Genomic DNA, 22258 nt, shown 5'->3' with positions numbered 1-22258 from the left:
ATATCATAAATATGTAGATATTAAGAGAAAGCAGGTATATGCTGTGCTTTCAATACATGATCAATTGTATCCAGTAAGATCACCGGATCAAAAGGCTTTTTGATGATTGTTTTGATATTTCCTGTGCGGATGTTGGCAAATGACTCTTTGGTATCATGTACGCCGGAAAGAACCATCAGGGGAATGTGTTGGTATAGATTGCTCTCGGTCATGAACTCGATAAGCTCCCATCCATTGATGTTGGGCATCTGAAGATCAGTGATTACCAGATCGGGGATGTTGCCGTTTTTTAACCAGGCCATGGCAGCCAGACCATCACACGCTGAAACAACGTTGTAGGTCCTGTTTAACATCACTTCTAGTAAGTATCGGATGGGTAAACTGTCATCTATTATTAAAACTGTTTTTTTCACAAATAACCAATTTAAATTTTCTAAAACGACCAATACCATTTCGGGCATCGGAATTAATACATCATGGCTTTAAATTGGATAAGGTTTACTGGAACTTAAAAAACAGCTTCTCAGGGGATATGAAAGAAATGACTCAAATATGGTTTCTCAAAAACTTGTACTAAAATACGAAACTAATTCATAAGTGCAAGCTGTAAAAGTTTTGTAGCCTTATATATAAATGGCAACGATGTAAAAATATATTACTTTATTCATTTCCCAATATGTTTTCCGTAAACGGCGGCTTTTTTTGGGTGAATGCATAAAATAGTATCGTGAACGGGTATTCCAGCAGGGCAACGCACTATTTTTTTTTCATTGCGACAGGAGGGGCTGTAAAAAGTTATATACAATTATTATACTTTTGCTGCGAACATCCGCACATGGATTGTTGTGTAACACGCTACAGGCGCTCTGCTTACCCCTTAACTACTATTATTACTTTTATTATGACCGTTGTTTCATTTATTTTCTGGTGCAGTATTTTCCTGGTAGTTTATAGTTATGCCGGATATGGCCTTTTACTATATCTAGTAATCAAGGTACGTCGTTTTTTTGTAAAACCCCAATATGTTGTAGACGAGGCCCCTTTCCTGCCACCTGTTACCTTTATGGTGGCTGCTTATAATGAAGCTGCTTTCATCAGGGAAAAAATCGCCAATACGCTTTCACTGAATTATCCTGCAGACAAAGTTCAGATCGTTTTTGTAACGGATGGTTCTTCAGACGATACCAATAATATAATAAGGTCTTATCCGCAGATTACCCTCCTGTATGAACCTGAGCGCAGAGGCAAGACCATGGCAATTAACCGTGCCATGAAATATGTGAAAACACCTTTTGTTGTTTTCTCAGATGCCAACACCTTATTAAATAAGGACGTACTCCTTTGCCTTACACGTCACTTCCGGGATGAGAAGACTGGCGCAGTAGCCGGTGAAAAGAAGATCATCGTAGCCGATCAGGCAGAGGCAGAAGGTGCGGGCGAAGGCATGTACTGGAAATACGAGTCCCTGCTGAAAAAATGGGATGCAGAGCTGTATAGCGTCATGGGCGCGGCTGGTGAACTGTTTGCCGTACGTACTGAATTATATGAGGATATTCCTGCGGATACCATCCTGGATGACTTCATGATATCTTTCGGTATAAACAAGAAGGGCTACCGGGTAGCCTATGCGCCGGATGCATATGCCCAGGAGACCCCATCTGCCTCACTGGAGGATGAATATAAGCGGAAAGTACGCATTGCAGCAGGAGGATTTCAATCTATGAGCCGTTTGCTTGATCTGCTGAATATCTTTCGTTACCCCAAAATTACCTGGCAGTATGTATCACATCGTGTATCGCGCTGGACAGTTGCCCCACTTTGCCTCGCGCTGGCTTTGATCACCAATATACTGCTTTGCGCTACTGGCGCGCCTTTCATATATTGGATATTTTTAATAGCGCAGCTTGGCTTTTATGGCATGGCTTTCGCAGGATTCGTGCTGGCAAAACGCCAGGTAAAGAGCAAATTGTTTTACATCCCTTTTTACTTCGTGTTTATGAATGTGGCCGTGTATCAGGGCTTCGGAAGGTTTTTAAGAAAGAAACAGTCCGCAGTATGGGATCGTTCACAGCGCCAGTTGACAGTTGGCTAACAGGGAAATCCTGCACTTACTGTTGACAAATATTATTTCACGAATCGATTTATAGCATTCACCTTGAAAAATCAGATTTTCGCTAAAAATTTGTTCAACTGTAAAAATATACACTTACTTTTGGAACTTGAACCGAGTACACTAAGCTTATTCCTTATCTATAATATAAGAAGGCTTCAGGTGTGATATAATTCCTAACCTCATCCTACATAAAAGCCAATCTTGAGAGTTGACCGATTTCTAGTCTTCTCGATTCTAATTTTACCATCTCCTCTGATCTGACCGGCACTAGGTGCTTTGGGCTTATTCGTATCTGGCTAATTACCGGGCTAACCCCCGATTGTCCATAACATATATTTCTTTTATGAAAAGAACTGTACACTTACTTATCGGCATTTTGATGCTTTTTGCAGGCACGGCTCATGCTCAGCAGGCCCTGAACCCTGCAGACCCCATTGTTGTGTACAACCCATCCGCTCCCCCTGCTGCTCCTGCCTATGGACGTATCGGGAAGTGGGTTAAAACGAATCGTTTAAGCTGGAATACTTCAGATTTCAAATGTTACTTCTATAAAGGTCTGAACTTCCGCCTCAAATTCCCTAAATCCTACCAGCATAATGTTGCTGACGGTAAAAAATATCCCGTATTTATCTTCCTTCACGGACGTGGTGAAGGCGGCACCGTTTATGACAACGAATACCAGTTGCAGCACGGTGGACAAAACTTCGAAACACAGACTGATAACGGCAATTTTGATGGTTTCCTCTTCTATGGACAGACAGCAGATGGTCAATGGGGAAATGGCCAGTTTGACGCAATTAAAGAGCTAATGGACAGTCTGGCGGTACAATGTAAAGGAGATCTGAACAGAATATCTGTAAATGGTCTTTCTGCCGGTGGTTATGGTTCCTGGGCCTTTATCCAGCGTTATCCGCAGCTTTTTGCCGCTGCACTGCCTATGAGTGGTATTTCCACCGGAGATGGCAGCAGCACAAATGTCAATAAAACAAAATATTCAGCTATGTGGTACTTTCAGGGAGGTTTGGACAATGCCCCTGCACCATATACTGCCAATAACGTAGTCGCCGCCATCGACAATGCCGGCGGTAATCTCAGATACAGCTATTACGCCAATCTTGGCCACGGTACGTGGAACACTGCCTGGGCCGAAGCTGACTTTATTCCATTTATCAACAGAGTCAATGTACTGAACCCTTGGCCACTTGGTGGACGTTCTGAATTTTGCCCTGGCGAAACATTCAGTATTACTGCCGGTATAGCGCCTGGTTTCGCTGCCTATGAATGGCAGAAAGACGATGTAACAATACCTGGTGCAACGTCAAATAGCATCACGATCAATTCACTGGGTACATATAAGGTAAGGGTACGCAGAACGGCCGGCGGCCCCTGGACGGAGTTCTCCCCTACCCCACTTGTCATCAAAACGAAAGCAGCTACTGTTACTCCGCCAATAGCCATTGACAGTCTGTCTACCAACGTACTTCCTGCTCCGGATGGCAGCACCACTGTTACCCTGAAACTGCCCGAAGGATATGCATCCTACGAATGGCGCCAGGTGGGCAGCACTACAAACCTTGGCACCACCAATACTTTGACGGTAGGTGTTGGTCAATATATCGCACGTGTAACTGAACAATTTGGTTGCGCCAGCAGTTTCTCAAGCCCTTATAAAGTAATTAGTGCTGCAGGTACTAACCTTCCTGACGGTGTAAGCGGTGTGGTTGTTACACCAGCGTCACAGACACAGCTTACATTAAACTGGACAGATAAAGCAAATCCGGCTAATAACGAAACCGGCTTTGAGATCTATCGCACCGCTACCGCAGGCAGCGGCTACCAGCTGGTAGGTAAAACAGCGGCAGATGTGGTTACCTTTACCGACAACGGATTAGCTTCCAACAAAAAATACTATTACATCATACGCCCGGTAAATGCAAACGGTGCAGGTCCGGTATCAGCTGAAGCAAGCGCAACTACCGAGACAGATGCTTCCAGCCCTACCGCGCCAACCAACCTGACCATAGCGACCACTACTACCAGCTCTGTTACACTGAACTGGACAGCCTCTACTGATGATGTAGGAATTGCTGCATATGAAATCTACGTCAACAATGCAAAAGCTTACACTGTTGACGGTTCACAACTTTCCATGGTGACCTACGGTCTGACCGAAAGAAAAGTATACGGCTTCTACGTAATTGCGAAAGATGCTGCCGGTAACAGTTCCCCACCAAGTAACCAGGTGACGGCTGCCACGGTCAACAAAGGTCTTAACTACAAATACTATGAAGGCACCTATACGGTACTTCCCAACTTCGATACAGCGACTCCGATAAAAACAGGCAGAACGCTGAATGTAGATCTTTCAGTACGTAACAAGGATCTCAGGTATGCTATATTGTGGACTGGCTTTATCACCATCCCGGTAACAGGTACTTATTATTTCGCCACCAATTCTGATGATGGCAGCAGGCTGTGGCTGAATATGCCTTATAGCTTCAGTGGTACACCTACAGTCAATAATGACGGTGGCCATGGTACCGCCCAGGTTAGCAGTGCTGCAATGAACCTGAATGCAGGCGTATACCCCATCACAATAGGTTATTTTCAAGGTACTGGCGGACAGACTATGAATCTTCGCTGGAGATCAACAGCGATAGGTGTTAGCAGTTTTACAAACATTCCTGATCAATATCTGGGCGATACCCTGACATATCCTGGTAACGCTCCTGGTGCTCCGGTATCATTTAACGCGAAAGCAGTTGCTTTTAATAAAGTGAACCTAAACTGGTCTGATAACAGTAACAACGAAACAGGCTTTGAATTATATCGTAGTACCACACCTGCAGGTACTTATACCGTAGTAGGTAAAACAGGTCCGAATACAACTTCATTTACAGACAATACAGTTGAAGCCAACACACGCTATTTCTATAAAGTACGTGCAGTAGGCCAGTACGGTGAATCTGTACTTGCTGCAGGTAACTACCCTTACCTGGCGGTATACGCATTTGATAATTCCTTTGCAGACCTTTCACCAAATGCGAATAACACTACAGCAAATGGCCTGACCTATAGCAATACGGATAAGATAGAAGGCTCGCATGCTGCGGTATTTAACGGTAGCAGCACCTACGTAGGTATAGGCGGTACAACAACCGGATTCCTGCATGAGGCGTTCTCTAACCGCTCTGTATCGCTCTGGATCAAACCGAATGTTGTTGACAACAACCGTATCATCTTCGATATGGGTGGTAGCGACAACGGTCTGGCGCTGCGTATCAATGCAAGCAAACTGGAAGCAGGCGTAGCCAGTGGCAGCAGCCGTACGCTGGTATCAGTGCCGTTCACCAGCCTGGCATGGACCCATGTTGTTGTAGTATACAACAGCGGCGTGCTTCGCCTGTATATAAATGGCGACCTGGCAGCCTCCGCAAATACTGCTTACACAACGATCAATACAACAACCAATAACTCCCGCCTTGGTGTTAATAATGGCACGAATGCGTTTAACTCAACCGGTACTTACTTTAATGGTAAACTGGATAACGTTGCGCTTATCGGACAAGCGGTGACACAGGCAGAAGTAAATCAGTTGTTCGGACAGTCACTGCCTTTCTACAGTACAGTGACCAATCCATTACCGGCAGTACCTGCAACACCTAACAGTGTAGCAGCGACTGGCACAGGAGCATCAACCATCAAACTGACCTGGAACAATACCGATGCAAACACTACAGGCTTTGACATTCAGCGTTCATTTGGCGCAACCAATAATTTTATCGTGGTGAAGTCAATTGACACAGTGACCGGTACATCCAACAGTTATATCGATACTGCACTATATGCAAACCAGCAGTACGTATATCGCGTACGTGCCAAAGGCGATGGCGGTAACTCAGCTTACTCTGCCAACGCAACCGCAGTGACCGGCAATAACAGACCGGTGGTAGAAGCCATCAGCAACCAATCAGCACGATATGATGTAGAAACACGTATCCGTATCATAGCTACTGATCCGGATGAAGATGCACTGACACTGACTACCCAGAATCTGCCATCCTTTGTTACACTTGCATCAGATGCACAGGGATCTTTCCTGAAAGTAACGCCGAATGCAGGTGTACAGGGTAACTACAGTAATCTGACAGTGATTGCCACAGATCCATTCGGAGGTAAAGACACTGCCACCTTCAATCTCACTATTAACGACAATTTTAGCCCTGTCATAACCTCGATCGCCAACGTTTCCTTGAGTGAGGGCGCCAGTCAGCAACTGTCACTTGCAGCGGCTGACCAGAATACAGCAGACGTTATTACCTGGTCTGGTGTATCTCTGCCCTCATTCATTTCTCTCACTGGCAACAACCGCAGCGCTACCCTGAATATCGCACCGGGTTACGCGGATGCAGGCGTGTACACAGTGAAAGTGGCAATCGTAGATGGCAATGGCGGTACCGACAGCAAAACATTCACTGTTACCATTGCTGATAAAGATCCGAACTACAAATTCTTCGTTCGCTTCAAACATCAGTCAGATGTAGCAGCGCCATGGAACAACGTTTCTACGGTAACAACAAACAATTTAAAAAACGACAAAGGAGAGACTACTACTGTAGGACTTCAATTGCTGACAGGCTTCTGGAACTCCTGGAATGAGGGTCCGGTAACCGGTAACAACAGCGGTGTATACCCTGATGCGGTGATGAAGGAATACTACTTCTTCGGTTCTTATCCTGGTATATTCAGTTCGGCTAATTCTATAGACGCTAAGCTGACTAACCTTGATGCTAACAGGAAATACTCCTTCAAGTTCTATGCAGGCAGTGTATGGTCAGTACTGGCCAATAACGGTACTACTATCTACACGATGAATGGTGTAAGCAAATCGCTGAACGTACAGGGTAATACCACTACCACTATCAATTTTGACAACATTGCGCCAAATGCCAATGGAGAGATTACTTTCAATATGGCAGTAGCCTCCGGTACACAGGTAGGTTACCTGGGCGCGATCGAAGTAAATGCAATACTGGATGACGGTACAGTGCCAGCCGCACCTAAAGAACTGACCGCAACGGAAGCCAATGGTAATGTATCGCTGAACTGGACTAATGTAGCTTACAATGCTACCGGTTACAGAATCCACCGCTCTACTGACAGTCTCGGTGCTTACAGCATACTTGGTAGTCTGAACAGTGCAACTGCAGAATCTTACGTGGACAGCACTGTACATGGCAGCACCCACTACTATTACAAGATCAGCGCTTCCAACTCAGCCGGTGTATCAACAGGATTCAGTAATATTGCCGGCGTATCAGTACCGGTTAAACCACCGCATATTGATGATATCGCTGACATTAAGCTGAAAGCGGAAGCATCTGCTCAGGTTAATGTACAGGCACAGGGTGACCTGGGTAACACGGTGACGCTGACAACAGCCGGATTGCCTGCCTTCGGTTCATTTACCGATAATGGCAATGGTAACGGTACATTCACCTTCAACCCAACCGCTAACAACCTGGGTAACTATACAGTCACACTGACTGCTACAGACAACCAGGGCGCAGCGACCAGCACGACCTTTAACGTGCTTGTATCGGATAAGAATACGAAGAGCATTTATTTTGACTTCTCTTCAAGCAATCCGGCTCCGGCTCCTTGGAACAATGTATCCGGTTTCCCATACGCAGGTACCCGGTTCACCAATGCAAAAGATGAATCAGGCGTTGCGACAGGCATTAACCTGATATTTAACGAAAATTGGGAAAATGACGCTACCGCAGCAGGTATGAGTACTTATGACAACTCAGGTGTCTATCCTGACCAGGTAATGCAGTCAGCAGTATATGATAGCAGAAACATTACCCATACGGTAAGGCTGACAGGACTGAACAATGCCAAACGTTACAATGTTGTTTTCTTTAGTAGCCTGAACTTCGGTGTGGCTGCCAAAGTGAGATTTACCATCAACACAGATAGCGTGATCATTGATCCATCCTACAACACCAGTCTGACAAAACAGATAAATGGAGTTGTACCAAATGCCAACGGTGAGATTAACATCCTCGTAAATAAAACCAGCGCAGGATACTACATGTATATGAACTCACTGGTACTGGAAGAATACGATGCAGCTGTTGGTGTGCTGAATCCGCTGAATCTGCGTGCAGAAGCAACGGGTGCAAAGAATATCAAACTGGATTGGTCTGACAGGGCAAACAATGAAACGGGTTACCAGGTATGGCGTGCAGTATCCGGTGGTAATTATACCCAGGTAGCAACACTGCCGGCAAATACAGTAACTTACGCCGACAATAATCTGAACGCAAACCAGAAGTATTATTATAAAGTGCGTGCAGCCGGACCGTCAGGAACATCTGATTACAGTAATGCGGCTTCAGCTACTACCCTTGGGTTCAGCGTACAGGTTAACTTCAGCGAACTGCTGGTAGCCCCTGCCCCATGGAACAATCTGGGTATGCGTCCTCAGACTGGTCAGGTGATCAATAACATGAAAGACGGCCAGTCTAACACAACCGGCATAGGTATCAACATCCTCCAGAACTTTGATGGTATGTACTCTGCCGGTGTAAATACCGGAAACAACAGCGGAGTATACCCGGACAATGTAATGGTTGAGAACTATGGTCTGTTCCCTGGTAACCACGCTGACTTCAACATCACTGGCCTGAACCAGACACTGAAATATGACCTGGTATTCTTTGGTAGCTCAGTTGAGTGGGAAGACATCACCGGTAAATACACAGTGAATGGTGTTAAAATGGCATGGCTGAATGCATCTATGAACAGAAGCGGGGTAGTGACCATCCGCAACGTATCTCCTGATGCAAACGGCAGAATACATATTGATGTTGATCCAGGTACAGCTACATCACGTTATGGTCTGATTGCGGCACTGACTATCAGAGGTCATGTTGATCCGGCTACACAGGATGAAGACGGACCAGTTGAACCGGAAGCAGCGCCAGGCGGAAGATTAGCTAACAACACGATCGCAGTATCAGCACCGGTAGTAACAGCTATTAACGAGGCAGCAGACTTCGGAGATGCAAAAGTTTATCCGAATCCGTTTGACAATCAGTTCAACGTTGACATAATATTAAAAGCAGCAACAACAGTAAGGATCGAGATCTTTGACTTAGCGGGCAGACTGTTGTACTCAGATTATAAAGGTTCCGTTCCTTCAGGTACGAGCACCCTGCGCATTAATACCGGTTCAAGGGTTAGTGTTCCAGGCATCTACCTGCTGCGCATCAGCGGTAAGAACGGCGAAACCAAGATGGTAAAACTGGTGAAGCGTTAAGCTTTACCAGTTTTCTTCCCCAAAAAATCCGGGTAAGCCGGATTTTTTTGCACGCTACAGATGTTAAATAATTACAAATTAATATGGATATAATATATTTCATCAAGGCCCTGCTTAAAAAGAAATGGTGGATCATTGTTAGCACCATCATTGCCATTGTTGCCGCGTTTGTTTTTACCCTCGGCAAACCTAGAATGTATGCCTCAGTAACCCAGATAGCCACCGGATTTACTATGAATGACCAGGTGAAGCTACGTGATGAGAATGTAAACATTTTTGAAGCCGAAGTAAAATTTGACAATGCGATCGAGACCATTAATTCCCCGGTGGTAATCGGTATGCTTTCTTATAATCTGCTGCTGCATGACCTGACCAGCAGCAAACCTTATGTACGCCTGGATGAAGACGATCTGAAGTCAAAGACCTACAAAGCTGTTGATAAACAAACCACCGTTAATATTCTGCGTAATAAGCTGGATTCATTACAGGTTCTCTCCTCTTACAACCCGGTAGAGCGAGATATCCTGGCTTTCATGAAGCTGTACAAATACGATTATGAGTCTATCCGGAAACGCCTGAGTGCAAACCGCGTACAGCGTACTGACTTCCTGGAAATCGTGTATATGGCTGAAAATCCTGAACAGGCCGCATATACTGTCAACACCGTATACCGTGAGTTTATGCGTTATTACAGAAGCATGCGCTCAGAGAGATCTGTAGAAAGCGTTGAATCATTTGACCAGCTGGCAATGCAGAAAAAAGCAGAACTCGACCAGAAGGTAGAAGCGTTACGCGCCTATAAAGCATCAGAAGGATTGCTGAATGTGGAAACTGCCAGCGGTAATGAACTGGATCTTATCAAACAGTTTGAGAAAGGACTTTCTGACGAAAGAGCGAATTACAATACTATTACTTCTTCCCTGCAAAGTGTAAACGACCGTCTTGCAGCAGCTAACGCAGGTAAGACCGTATTCACCAATAATAACAGTGAGATCATTGAACTGCGTAAACAGATCAATGACCTGAATGACGACCTGACTCAGAAAGGTGGTAATGACGATGCAATGCGCACCCGTCTGGCTGGTCTGCGTGCACAGTTGCAAAAGAAACTTGGCGCGTCTACCACAGGAACGCAAAGCGCAACTACCAAAGAAGCCCTGTTGCAGGAAAAAGCTACACTGGAAGCACAGCAAAATGCCTCTCAGCTTAATATGAGAAGTCTGCAGAATCAGATCTATAAGCTGAAAGGTTCTGTGGGTTCTTATGCCAACAAAGAAGCAACTGTAAGTAGTTTACAGTCTGAAGTTGATATGGCGCAGGAAGAATATAATAAACTGAAGGAAAAACTGAATGCAGCCCAGGATAACAAAAGCACTACAGACCTGAACTTCAAACAGGTATTAAAAGGTCAGCCTGCATTCAAACCAGAGTCTTCCAAACGCATGATTATTATGGGAATGGCGGGTATATCTACTTTACTGCTTACCTCCTTTATCGTTTTGCTCATGGAGTTCCTGGATGGCTCATTGAAATCCCCATCTGTATTTGAAAAGCATCTCGACCTTCGTCTTATCAGCAGTGTGAATCATGCTGATCTGAACAAATATAGTATCCTGGAAGTGTTGCAGCGCACCACTATTCCGGATAAACAGACCAAACAGCGCCAGAATACATTCCGGGAATTACTGCGTAAACTGCGCTACGAAATAGAAAGCAGCGGCAAGAAATCATTTCTGATTACCAGTACGGAATCCCGCCAGGGCAAAACTACCCTGACACAGGCGCTGGCGTACAGCCTGAGCCTCAGCAATAAAAATGTGCTGGTAATTGATACCAACTTCTGTAACAATGACATCACTGTGCAGATGGAAGCCGCCCCTACTCTTGAAACATTCTCAGTTCCGCCAACTGAACTAAGTATAGACAAAGTGAAAGCGATAGTAACTACCTATGCCGTTTCAGGTATTGAGGTAATTGGCTGTAAAGGAGGAGACTACACTCCTTCTGAAATACTGCCAAAGAATAATTTGTTGAACTATCTCCCATTCCTGACCAACTATTATGATTTCATCCTGCTGGAAGGCGCTCCGCTGAATGACTATACCGATAGTAAAGAGCTGGCCCAGTATGTAGATGGCGTGATAGCGGTCTTTTCATCAAAATTGTCCCTGACACAGGTAGATCGTGAATCAACACAATTCTTTGAGACACTTGGTGATAAATTCGTGGGAGCGGTATTGAATAATGTGCAGGAAGAATACCTCGAGTTATAATCAAAAGTTAGCCACCATGCAACAATTTGCGTTGAAAGATTTATTCAACTTCAAACCACCTGATGCCAAACGACATGGATGGATAGACTATGCCAAGGGCATAGCTATCATACTGGTCGTATACAGACATGTTGTATACGGAATAAAAAGCACTGGTATCCCGGTAGAACAATGGATTGTCGATGGCAATAACATGTTCTATAGCTTTCGTATGCCTTTGTTTTTCTTTCTTTCCGGACTATTCTTCGAGAGAGGAATAGTTCGGAAAGGAGAATCCGGTTTCTTTGTTTCTCGCGTTAACACATTATTGTATCCTTATCTGTTGTGGGCAGTCATCCAGATTTCCCTTCAAATTATTTTTTCTTCAGTCGTTAATGCACACCGCACGGGTGCTGATTACCTGAATATTCTAACACAACCCCGCCACCTTGATCAGTTGTGGTATCTGTTTGCATTGTTTAATGTGACGATGCTTTATCTGCTGGTAGCAAAACTATTCCGCTATGACAAATTTGCTCAGGTACTGATATCCCTGGCATTGCTTGCTATAGCGCCGCTTGTGAACAGTATCAGTACACTCTACGATATTGCTTTGCATTATGCATTTTTCTGTATTGGTAATCTCACCGCCAGTTATTTTTTTGCTGAAAAAACCCAGGAACGCCTGTCATCTGCCTTTGGCCTGGTACTATTATTACCAGTCTTTGTGGTATGCCAGTTTTACTTCCTGCATCACCAGCAGATGAACCTGTTCCTGTATGCTGCGATTGCAGTCATCGGCAGCCTGTTCACCATCATGTTATCCTTTCAGCTGGCCAAGTATAATGCGTTGCCGATATTGAGGACGTTCGGGCATTATTCACTTTACATCTATCTGTTGCACGTACCGATTGTTTCGGTGATCAGGTATTTCCTGATTGCTACGCCATTGAAGGGGTATGTGTTAATTATGCTTTTACTATTGATATTTATCGCCATCTTTTTATCTGTCATTGTTTACCGGTTATGTGTGAGGATGAAAATGGGATTTTTGTTCAAAGGCCCTTTTACAGCCCCCCCATATAACCCGCAAGCTGTGACGACACCGAAAACACACTGATTAAAATGCCTGTAAAAAAGAAATATAAGCCGGGTATCAGTAAGGCATTCCATCAAACCCTACTGCTACTATTTGTAGCATTAACCATGGTATTGCTCTTTGTGAAAATCATGTTTTTTTAACGTAGTAGAATCATCATGTACAGTCAACAGGCAAAGAAAAATACCATTATATACCTGTTCATCCTGTTGTGGGTGATAGCAGTACCCGCTATTGCCTACATCTCTTCGTTGGATGCCAAACTCAGTATTGTACTGTTTGCCGGCGTCATAGGCCTTGCACTGGCAACTGTCACTGCAGCCAATTTCAGGTTAGGTTATTACATCTACATTGTTATCTCTTTTTCCATACACCTGCCGGAAAGGATGGCCAAAGCGACCATACCGGTAGGTGTGGTGATGGACTCATTCCTGTTGCTGGTGCTGGCAGGAGCGATATTCACTAAACAGCGTGAGAATGAGAAATCAAATATTGAGTATTATAAAGATCCGCTGCTGCTGGTCTTGTACTTCTATACCGCCTATCTGTTGATACAGTGTTTCAATCCGAACATGTTCTCAATTTCAGGCTGGTTTATTTTCATCAGGGTGTATATCCGCAACTTTATCTTTCTGTTCCTCACCTTCAGAGTTATCAGCGGATGGAACGAGATATATAAATTCTTCAAATTCTGGCTGGCCCTGACGACAGCAGCCGCCTTGTACGGGTGCCTGCAACAGGCCACAGGGCTGTTACCCTTTGAGAAGGCATATATCGCCATGGATCCTGATAAGTTCAGGACGGTCGTATTACAGGGCCGTCCCAGAATATTTTCTTTCATGGCCGATCCCGCTGCCTTCGGTGTATTGATGGCATGTAGTTCTATCATCTGTATGGTGCTGCTGACTGCCAAACAACAACTGATCAGTTTCCCGAAAAAGGTGTTGTTGTTGTTTATGATCATTGTACACTTGCTGGCATTGGGATTTTCGGGTACACGTACAGCCTATGTAATGCTACCGGTAGGACTGTTACTGTTTTTCCTGGTTAACCTGCACAACAGGAATACACTGATCGCCGCCGGCGTATTTACATTTACCATGCTGGCTATATTGTTTGGACCCTTCTACAGTAGCCCCACTATCATCCGTTTCAGAACTGCGTTTATGGGCAGTCAGGACGAATCGCTGAATCTCCGGGATGTGAACAGGCATAGTATACAGCCCTGGATCTATGCCCACCCAATTGGAGGAGGCGTGATGACAGCAGGTGCTGATGGAGAGACCTATAATCCCGGACACCGTCTCGCAGGTTTTCAGCCAGACAGTGGTTATCTGAGGTCAGCGCTGGAGTTGGGATGGATAGGATTGATACTGGTATGTATCTATACCTATATGGGTATCCATTATGCCATCAAGAACTATTTTAAAGAGGAATATGAGTTGAACAAACTGCTGCTGATAAGTATAGCTGCCGTCATGTTTGCAATACTGGTGGCACAGTATGCACAGGAGGCTGCCGGACTGGTAGAGTCTTCCATATTTCTGAATGCCATTCTGGGCATAACTATTAAGGTAAAGTATAATCTTTCAAAATCTAAATAACAACGTATGAAAAAGGGACTTTTCGTTATGATTGGCTTGGCTATCTGTCTTTTTGCGCAGGCGCAGAGAAGGGAAACAAGCCTTTATATCCCCCTGATCGATTCCCCCGAAGTAGCACAACTGAAAATTGTATTAGTTGAACTGGCCATGCAAAACCCCGCACTTAAAGTTTATGATGGAAAACTGAAAGTGAACAGGTACGAATCAAACAAGGCAAAAGCCGGGTGGCTGAATATGTTGCAGGCATCAGGTAACCTCAATGAGTATACCTTGAAGAATAACAGTAATAACGCGACTTTCTTTCCGAGGTATAACTTTTCACTGACAGTACCGCTGGGTAGCTTTATCACTATTCCTAATGATGTAAAGATTGCCCGTGCAGAAAAGAAAGTGATCATCAATATGAAAGAAGAAGAACAGCTGAAACTGAAAGCCGACGTACTGAACGCTTATGAGCTGTACGCTGCCAACAAAAAAATGCTGGAACTGGAAGTGCCGCTGCTGGAAGACGTATATAACAACTATAAACAAACAGAAGAAAAGTTCTCCAGTGGAGATAAAGATGTAACAGTAGAAACACTGAACATCGCTTACAGAAGCTATAACGAGGAAATGGTTAGAAAAGTGATGCTCGAAAGAGATATCAGACAGGCTAAGATCGATCTGGAAAGACTGATCGGAATTAGTTTTGAAGAAGCCGTTCTGCAATCACAGGCACGCAACTTTTCCAAATAAGTGTAATCTCGAATAATGAAGTATTATTTTCAAAAGCACTACCCGCTCATTGCCGCATTACTGTTATTGACAGTAATGCTGGCAATTGCGTGTCGTCAGATACTGACGCAGACGGGTGGCCATTTCTGTTACCCGCTGGACGACACCTTTATTCATCTGGCCATAGCAAAAAATTTTGCACTGCATGGCGTATGGGGCATCAACGCACAGGAATTTAGTGCTGCCAGCTCCTCCCCTCTGTATACCCTTATACTGGCTGCTTTTCTTAAGGCAGGCATCAACAGTATCTGGATGCCTTTCTTTATCAACGTCGGCTTTGCATTTTTACTGTTGTATATGGCAGATCAGTTGTTACAGCGTTTCAGTGTACATGCGCCGGCAAGATGTATTACGCTCCTCGCGCTGGTAATACTAGTACCTATTCCTGTAATGGTGGCGAGCGGCATGGAACACATGTTGCATGCCTTCCTGGCGATGTGGATGTTATACCTGTCTGTTAGTTTTCTGCAGCCTGACAATACTACCCGCAACGTGGTATTATTGTTATCGCTTGTCAGCGGACTGGCTATTCTTGCCAGGTTTGAATCTTTATTTCTGCTTGCAGGCGTGGTGGTAGCCGGTATCTATAACAAACGCTGGCAGCAGACAGCCGTAGTGCTGGTATTGTCACTTGTGCCACTGATTATATTCGGATTGATATCTGTGCAGCACGGTGGCTATTTTCTGCCCAACTCGGTATTGCTGAAAGCGAGCCGGCTGACAGGTGGAGGTTCACAACTGATGAGCAGTGTGCAGGAAATCCTGATTTATAAATTACTGTATGGTAATAACACAATGGTCAACATCTTTACCAACAGGTATTATCCCGAAGGCTCTTCTTCCCTGTCAGGAACAACGGTCATCCGATTACTGTTGATTATACCGGCATTGATACTGGTATTACGTGCAGATGCAGATAATGTAAACACTATCAGTAAAGTGAAACAGCTGGCCTGTATTCCGCTGATCAATACATTTCTGCATATGGCACTTGCAGCAGTTGGCTGGCTATTCCGTTATGAAGCCTATCTGGTGGCGATGGATATAGCAGTCGTGGCCATCCTGTTGTACTATTTCGTATTACAGCTGCGGAAAGTAGCCAGGAGTTATTCATTGCTTGAGAAAGCAGTAGGTGCTTTCCTTTTATTATTCCTTTGTGCGCCATTACCATTCCGGGCATTAGGTGCATTTCATAATCTGCCTGCAGCTGCGAGAAATATATATGAGCAGCAGTATCAGATGGGCCATTTTCTACAAACAAGCTATAGCAATACAGCGATCGCTGCTAACGATGTAGGTGCGGTAAGTTACTTGTCAGAAAACAGGATCCTTGATCTGTGGGGCTTAGGCAATAATGTGGTAGCAGCCGGCAAGCTGCATGGCCAGTATTCGCCGGAGTTCCTGCATCAATTCAGTGAAAAGGAAAAAGTAAAGATTGCCGTAGTCTACGATACCTGGTTTGATAGCAAGCTGTTGCAGCAATGGAAGAAAGTAGCCTCCTGGAAGATTACTGATAATGTGATCTGCGGAGGTGATGAAGTATTCTTTTATGCAGTGGACCCGGCAGAAGCCACTACACTGTATAATAAACTTGCCGCGTACAAACCTTTGCTGCCGCCAAATGTAACAGTCACTTATTATCCCATTCATCCATAATGCAAACACAGCCAAACTATATAAAGAGCCTGGATGGCGTCCGTGCCATTGCGATATTACTGGTGATGGCCTTCCACTTCGGTATTATACGTTTTGGATGGATGGGCGTGCAGCTTTTCTTTGTACTATCAGGATATCTGATCAGTACGATATTATTGAAAGAAAAAGAAAGGCCAGCATCTTTATTCCAAAGGCTGAAGAAATTCTGGATCAGGAGAAGCCTGCGTATTTTCCCGTTGTATTACATTTACCTGGCGGTGTTTGTGGTCATCTGTCTGATAACGGCTTTTCCGCCACGCTATTTCCAGGACCTCCCCTACTTATCTACATATACATTTAACCTGACAAGGATCAGCAACAGCTGGCATGAAAGTCCCGTGTATACGCATTTCTGGTCGTTGTGTGTGGAAGAGCAGTTTTATCTGTTTTTTCCTTTCATCATCTTCCTGTTATCCGGGCCTTCGCTACGGGCATTGATGATAGCAGTGTTAATTGCAGGTCCTGTGTTCCGCTGGTCCTTCGGTAATTACCTGATGCAAAGTGGCAAGGGAGATTTTGAAGTATTTGATGTGATATACTGGTTTCCGTTCAGTCATTTGGATGCTTTCTTCACCGGACTGGCCATTCCGCTACTTGGACTTAAAGATCGGATTAAACGTCCGGAATGGCTGTTTGTATCAGGAGTTGCACTTGCGTTATTTGCAGGATTGGCTAATTACTTTGCCGAGAGCCATGGTCACTCGCTGCCAACGTCAATGGGTTACAACTTCGGAGACATAAACAGCTATCAGCATGTATGGTATTATACTGTACTGAATTGCAGTGCGGCGTCGCTGCTGTTACTATTGGTGTCAGATCAGCGGAGTTTTGCAGGGAACCTGATAAAAAAAGTACTGGAGAACCGGATACTGGTGGCAATCGGAAAGGTGTCTTATGGCATGTACATTTTGCATTGGGTAATACAAACACAACTGATTGAAAGATGGGTACCTGTAAGCGAAAGCAATAAGTATTGGTTATTCCTGGTGGATATACCGGTAGTGTATGGTTTTGCGGTACTTAGCTTTTATGTTATTGAACAACGATTTATTCAACTTAAAGACAAGTTCACGACCGGCAACACACCGGTTAAGGCAAGCACATTGAGTACTAAAAACTAAATGATGAAACGATTTTTACTCTTCGCCCTGTTGATTATCCTAACGATCGCAGGAGCGCCTGGTCCTCTGGGAACATTCAGGGAGATCACTGTCCCTACCGATGATTGGCACAAAGTGCCGGCGTTGCTGCACGTTCCTCAGGGAAACGCCAAGGAAAAATATCCACTGATCATCTGTTTTCATGGCCGCAGCATAGCAGGTCATGACATCTCAAAACTTTACCGGGAAGGTATTCCCCGCCAGATCAGGGAGGGCCGTAAAATACAGGCCGTTAATAAAGACGACGGCAAGTTGTATAAGTTTATTGTACTGGCACCTTTAGCCGAAAGCTGGGGTATTAATCCTTCGCAGCTGGAATTTATCCTGAATGATGTGGTGAAGAAATATCCAGTTGATACTTCCCGCATTTATCTGACAGGCTATAGTGCAGGCGGATGGTGTACCCTGATGTCTATGACAGAAAGCAAAAGGCTTACTTCCAGGATTGCGGCAGCTGTACCTATGTCTCCGCCACCGATGTATCCTGAAAATTACAGCCGTTTTAAACTGGTAAGTGATGCAGGTCTACATGCCTGGTATTTTGCAGGCAGTGCAGAGCCCCAGTTTCTCGAAAACAGCCTGCGTTGTATAGATAGTACCAATCACTATCAAAAGGGCCTGGTAAAGCTTACAAGGCATGAAAAAGCGCATACCGGATGGCATGAGTTTTATGACCCTGCCTACAGAGACAGTACAGATAATCTGAATATTTACGAATGGATGTTACAATTTAAGCGCGTACCGGCTCCGGTACAAAGGCATAAAGGCAGTTACAGCAAGGTATCAAGATAGTAACAGGCAGACAAGTTAATATGCCGCAAGGCACACCATTACAGCAACATTAACGACAACTTCTTATTGATAAACCGCCCACAAGCAAAACCAGAAGGTGTACTTTTACAGTGCACCTTCGCTTTTTCCGGGAAGTGCTGAGGAGTAAGGCAATAAAAAAGGGCTATCTCCTGCGAGACAGCCCTTTATATTATAAGCATGACCTGATTACAGACCGAATGCTGCTTTTACTTTATCAACGTAGTCCAGTTTCTCCCAGGTAAACAGCTCAACATCTACTTTCTTCTCGTTCTTTTTACCTTTGTTGAATACTTTAGAAACTACTTTGCTTTCACGACCCATGTGACCGTAAGCGGCTGTGTCGCTATAGATAGGATTACGCAGTTTCAGGCGCTGTTCGATAGCGTAAGGACGAAGGTCAAAGATCTCTTCTACCTTTCTAGCGATCTCACCGTCAGTCATCTGAACTTTGGCGGTACCGTGCGTATCGATGAACAGACCGCAAGGTTTAGCCACACCGATAGCATAAGAAACCTGTACCAGAACTTCATCACAAAGACCGGCAGCAACCAGGTTTTTAGCGATGTGACGGGTTGCGTATGCAGCGGAACGGTCTACTTTGGAAGGATCTTTACCGGAGAATGCGCCACCGCCGTGTGCACCTTTACCACCGTAGGTATCTACGATAATTTTACGGCCGGTCAGACCGGTATCGCCGTGAGGACCACCGATAACGAATTTGCCTGTTGGATTAATATGATAGGTGATCTGATCAGTGAAGAGCGGCTGTAACTCAGGTTTCAGCTGTGCTTTAACACGTGGGATCAGGATTTTGATCATATCTTCCTTGATCTTGGCCAGCATTTTATCTTCTGTATCGAAGTCATCGTGCTGAGTAGAGATAACAATAGTATCAATACGTACAGGTTTGTTATCGTCAGAATATTCAATTGTTACCTGAGATTTCGCATCAGGGCGCAGGTAGGAGATCTCTTTATTTTCGCGGCGGATAGCAGCGAGTTCGATCAGGAGTTTATGTGCCAGATCGAGTGCCAGCGGCATATAGTTATCAGTTTCACGGGTAGCGTAACCGAACATCATACCCTGGTCGCCAGCGCCTTGTTCTTCTGGACTTTTACGTTCAACGCCCTGGTTGATATCAGGTGATTGTTCGTGGATAGCCGAGAAGATACCGCAGGAGTTAGCCTCGAACATGTACTCGCTCTTCGTATAGCCGATCTTACGGATTACCTCACGAGCAATTTCCTGCACATCCAGGTAAGCTTCAGATTTAACTTCGCCAGCCAATACCACCTGACCGGTTGTAACCAGGGTTTCACAAGCTACTTTGGAGGTAGTATCATAAGCGAGGAAATGATCAATTAATGCGTCGGATATCTGATCGGCCACTTTATCCGGATGACCTTCGGAAACGGATTCTGAGGTAAATAAGTAAGGCATAAAATAATTGAATTTCGGCTTTTAGATTAGTAATGTTTAGTACAATTTACCATTATTTTGCCTTTTGGTGGTAAGCCTAATGGTAAACCGGGCCAAAAATAGGAAAAAAGTTTGAGAATGAACTTTGTGTCAATAAAAAAAGCCTCGCTTGCTGCGAGGCTTTTTTCTGCTGGTAAGAATTATTTTCCAAGTAGTTGAGTATACAACTGCAGGTAGTCTGCCAGATCTTCGTTTTCCTTTTTGTAAGGGAGGATGATCTTGCCTTTTTCCGCTTTCAGTTCATCTACTACTTTCTTTTCTGTTTTTTCTCCTGCCAGTACAACTGCATCGGCGTATTTACCTGCGCCTCTGTTCAGTGCACTGTTGGTACCCTCTTTATACAGCTCCAGGTCTTTTTCTTTGATCTGGGTGCTGATGGTTGCTTTCTTGACAAAGCCGGCGCCGAGTTTTTCCTTGAATGAGTTAGGCTCCATAGAGTAAACTACTTTGGAATGGGCAAATACCGGTTCTTTCTTGTAGGCAGTCTTCAGATATAAAGGGATCAGTGATGTCATCCATCCGCTGCAATGAATGATGTCCGGCGGCCAGCCAAACTTCTTAACGGTCTCCAATGCACCTTTACAGAAAAATACTGCACGGGCTGCATTATCGTCATAGAACTGCTCATTTTCATCCGTAAATAACGTCTTACGTTTGAAATAGTCCTCGTTATCCAGGAAATAAACCTGTAAACGGGCATTCGGCAGAGATGCTACTTTGATAATCAATGGATAGTCGTCACCCTCAATCACAATGTTAATGCCAGACAGTCTTACCACCTCGTGTAACCGGTGCCTTCTCTCGTTGATAATGCCAAATCGGGGCATGATCACACGCACTTCCAGACCGGACTCATTGGACTTAATCGCCATTTTATTGACCATATTCGCATAATCTGTTAATTCCAGATACGGCGACATTTCCTGAGCAATAAAAAGAATTCGTTTCTTTGTGGACATCTAATGCTGATATTAATGCAGTAATTTTTAATTTGGTTTGCAAAATTACGGATTTTTAACGGAAGAAAAGACAAATTGGCACTTTTAACATCCTTTTAAGCAATAAATTATGTATCTGTTCAAGCGGAGAGACGATCTCGAAAGGCATTTATCATCAGCAAGGAAAGAAGGCAAACGTATTGGTTTTGTGCCTACTATGGGCGCATTGCATCAAGGTCACCTCTCCCTGATCGCTGCTGCAAAAGAAAATAGCGATCTGGTAGTTTGCAGCATCTTTGTCAACCCCACTCAGTTCAATGACCCGGCGGATTTTGAAAAATATCCCATTACTATAGATCAGGACGTTCAACTATTGGCTGCTGCAGGTAATGACGTACTGTTCCTGCCAACTGTGCAGGAAATGTATCCTAACGGACTCACTCCTGACATGCATTATGATTTCGGCGAACTGGAAAGTGTACTTGAAGGCGCACACCGGCCAGGCCACTTCCAGGGTGTTGGGCAGGTAGTACATAAATTACTGGGCCTGGTTAATCCAGATAAGCTCTTTATGGGACAAAAGGACTTCCAGCAATGCCTGATTATCAACCGGCTGATTAAATTGCTGGATCTCAAAGTAGAACTGGTCATCTGCCCTACCCTACGCGAAACTGACGGTCTGGCAATGAGCAGCCGCAACCTGCGTCTGAATCCGACAGAAAGACAAAATGCGCTTCACATCTCCCGGGCGCTTACTTATATAAAAGATCATATCGGGAGTTCTCCATTGAACGAGCTTTCACAAAAAGGTATGAGCCAGCTGAAAGATCACGGATTCGATGTAGACTACCTGGAAATGGTGTCTATCCTCCCTGATGGCAATATTGCATTCCCCTCAGTTACCGGTGAAGAACCGCTGTATGCAGTTGTTGCAGCCAGGGAGAACAGCAGCGGTGTAAGACTGATCGATAATATGCAGGTCAACTGAACTGTACGGTACTGAT

13 protein-coding genes are annotated in these 22258 nt (G+C 44.6%); 10 read left to right on the top strand and 3 right to left on the bottom strand.

Going from position 1 to position 22258, the window contains the following annotated elements; all coding sequences use genetic code 11:
- Positions 1-20: 20 nt before the first annotated feature.
- Positions 21-452, bottom strand: coding sequence for a response regulator (locus K1Y79_RS20455; RefSeq protein WP_262903182.1), 432 nt, complete (start codon positions 450-452; stop codon positions 21-23).
- Between the two features lie 449 nt (positions 453-901).
- Between K1Y79_RS20455 and K1Y79_RS20450 the strand changes: the two genes are divergently transcribed.
- From K1Y79_RS20450 to K1Y79_RS20410, 9 genes are all read left to right on the top strand, one after another.
- Positions 902-2092 (top strand): glycosyltransferase family 2 protein, encoded by a 1191-nt coding sequence (locus tag K1Y79_RS20450; RefSeq protein WP_220252055.1) that lies wholly within the window; start codon positions 902-904, stop codon positions 2090-2092.
- 364 nt (positions 2093-2456) lie between these two features.
- Positions 2457-9440 carry a fibronectin type III domain-containing protein gene (locus K1Y79_RS20445; protein WP_220252054.1) on the top strand — a complete coding sequence of 2328 codons (6984 nt, stop codon included), beginning with the start codon at positions 2457-2459 and terminating at the stop codon, positions 9438-9440.
- Positions 9441-9523: 83 nt separating this feature from the next.
- On the top strand, positions 9524-11713 hold the full coding sequence (locus tag K1Y79_RS20440; RefSeq protein ID WP_220252053.1) for an exopolysaccharide transport family protein: 2190 nt from the start codon (positions 9524-9526) through the stop codon (positions 11711-11713).
- A 16-nt stretch (positions 11714-11729) separates the two neighbouring features.
- A complete protein-coding gene (locus tag K1Y79_RS20435; RefSeq protein ID WP_220252052.1) occupies positions 11730-12812 on the top strand; it encodes an acyltransferase family protein in 1083 nt (360 codons plus the stop codon).
- 137 nt (positions 12813-12949) lie between these two features.
- Positions 12950-14395 (top strand): O-antigen ligase family protein, encoded by a 1446-nt coding sequence (locus K1Y79_RS20430; RefSeq protein ID WP_220252051.1) that lies wholly within the window; start codon positions 12950-12952, stop codon positions 14393-14395.
- 6 nt (positions 14396-14401) lie between these two features.
- Positions 14402-15130, top strand: coding sequence for a TolC family protein (locus K1Y79_RS20425; RefSeq protein WP_220252050.1), 729 nt, complete (start codon positions 14402-14404; stop codon positions 15128-15130).
- 15 nt (positions 15131-15145) lie between these two features.
- Positions 15146-16825 carry a hypothetical protein gene (locus K1Y79_RS20420; protein WP_220252049.1) on the top strand — a complete coding sequence of 560 codons (1680 nt, stop codon included), beginning with the start codon at positions 15146-15148 and terminating at the stop codon, positions 16823-16825.
- Positions 16825-17985: an acyltransferase family protein gene (locus tag K1Y79_RS20415; protein WP_220252048.1), complete on the top strand. Its 1161-nt coding sequence runs from the start codon at positions 16825-16827 to the stop codon at positions 17983-17985. Before K1Y79_RS20420 ends, K1Y79_RS20415 begins: the two co-directional genes overlap by 1 nt.
- Positions 17986-17988: 3 nt before the next feature.
- Complete coding sequence (locus K1Y79_RS20410; protein WP_220252047.1) at positions 17989-18816, top strand: carboxylesterase family protein; 828 nt, start codon at positions 17989-17991, stop codon at positions 18814-18816.
- A 207-nt stretch (positions 18817-19023) separates the two neighbouring features.
- On the opposite strand, the gene metK is transcribed toward K1Y79_RS20410, so the two are convergent.
- Positions 19024-20277, bottom strand: coding sequence for a methionine adenosyltransferase (metK, locus tag K1Y79_RS20405; protein WP_220252046.1), 1254 nt, complete (start codon positions 20275-20277; stop codon positions 19024-19026).
- Between the two features lie 179 nt (positions 20278-20456).
- Positions 20457-21275, bottom strand: a complete 819-nt coding sequence (locus K1Y79_RS20400; RefSeq protein ID WP_220252045.1) for a glycogen/starch synthase — start codon at positions 21273-21275, stop codon at positions 20457-20459.
- A gap of 109 nt (positions 21276-21384) precedes the next feature.
- Between K1Y79_RS20400 and panC the strand changes: the two genes are divergently transcribed.
- Entirely contained in the window at positions 21385-22242 is an 858-nt protein-coding gene (gene panC / locus K1Y79_RS20395) for a pantoate--beta-alanine ligase (RefSeq protein WP_220252044.1), read from the top strand.
- The last annotated feature ends 16 nt before the right edge of the window (positions 22243-22258 follow it).

The sequence above is a fragment of the Chitinophaga rhizophila genome, from assembly GCF_019492185.1.
GTDB lineage: Bacteria > Bacteroidota > Bacteroidia > Chitinophagales > Chitinophagaceae > Chitinophaga > Chitinophaga rhizophila.
The sequence above is the reverse complement of the archived record's forward strand: the minus strand, read 5'-3'. Positions and strand labels throughout refer to the sequence as shown.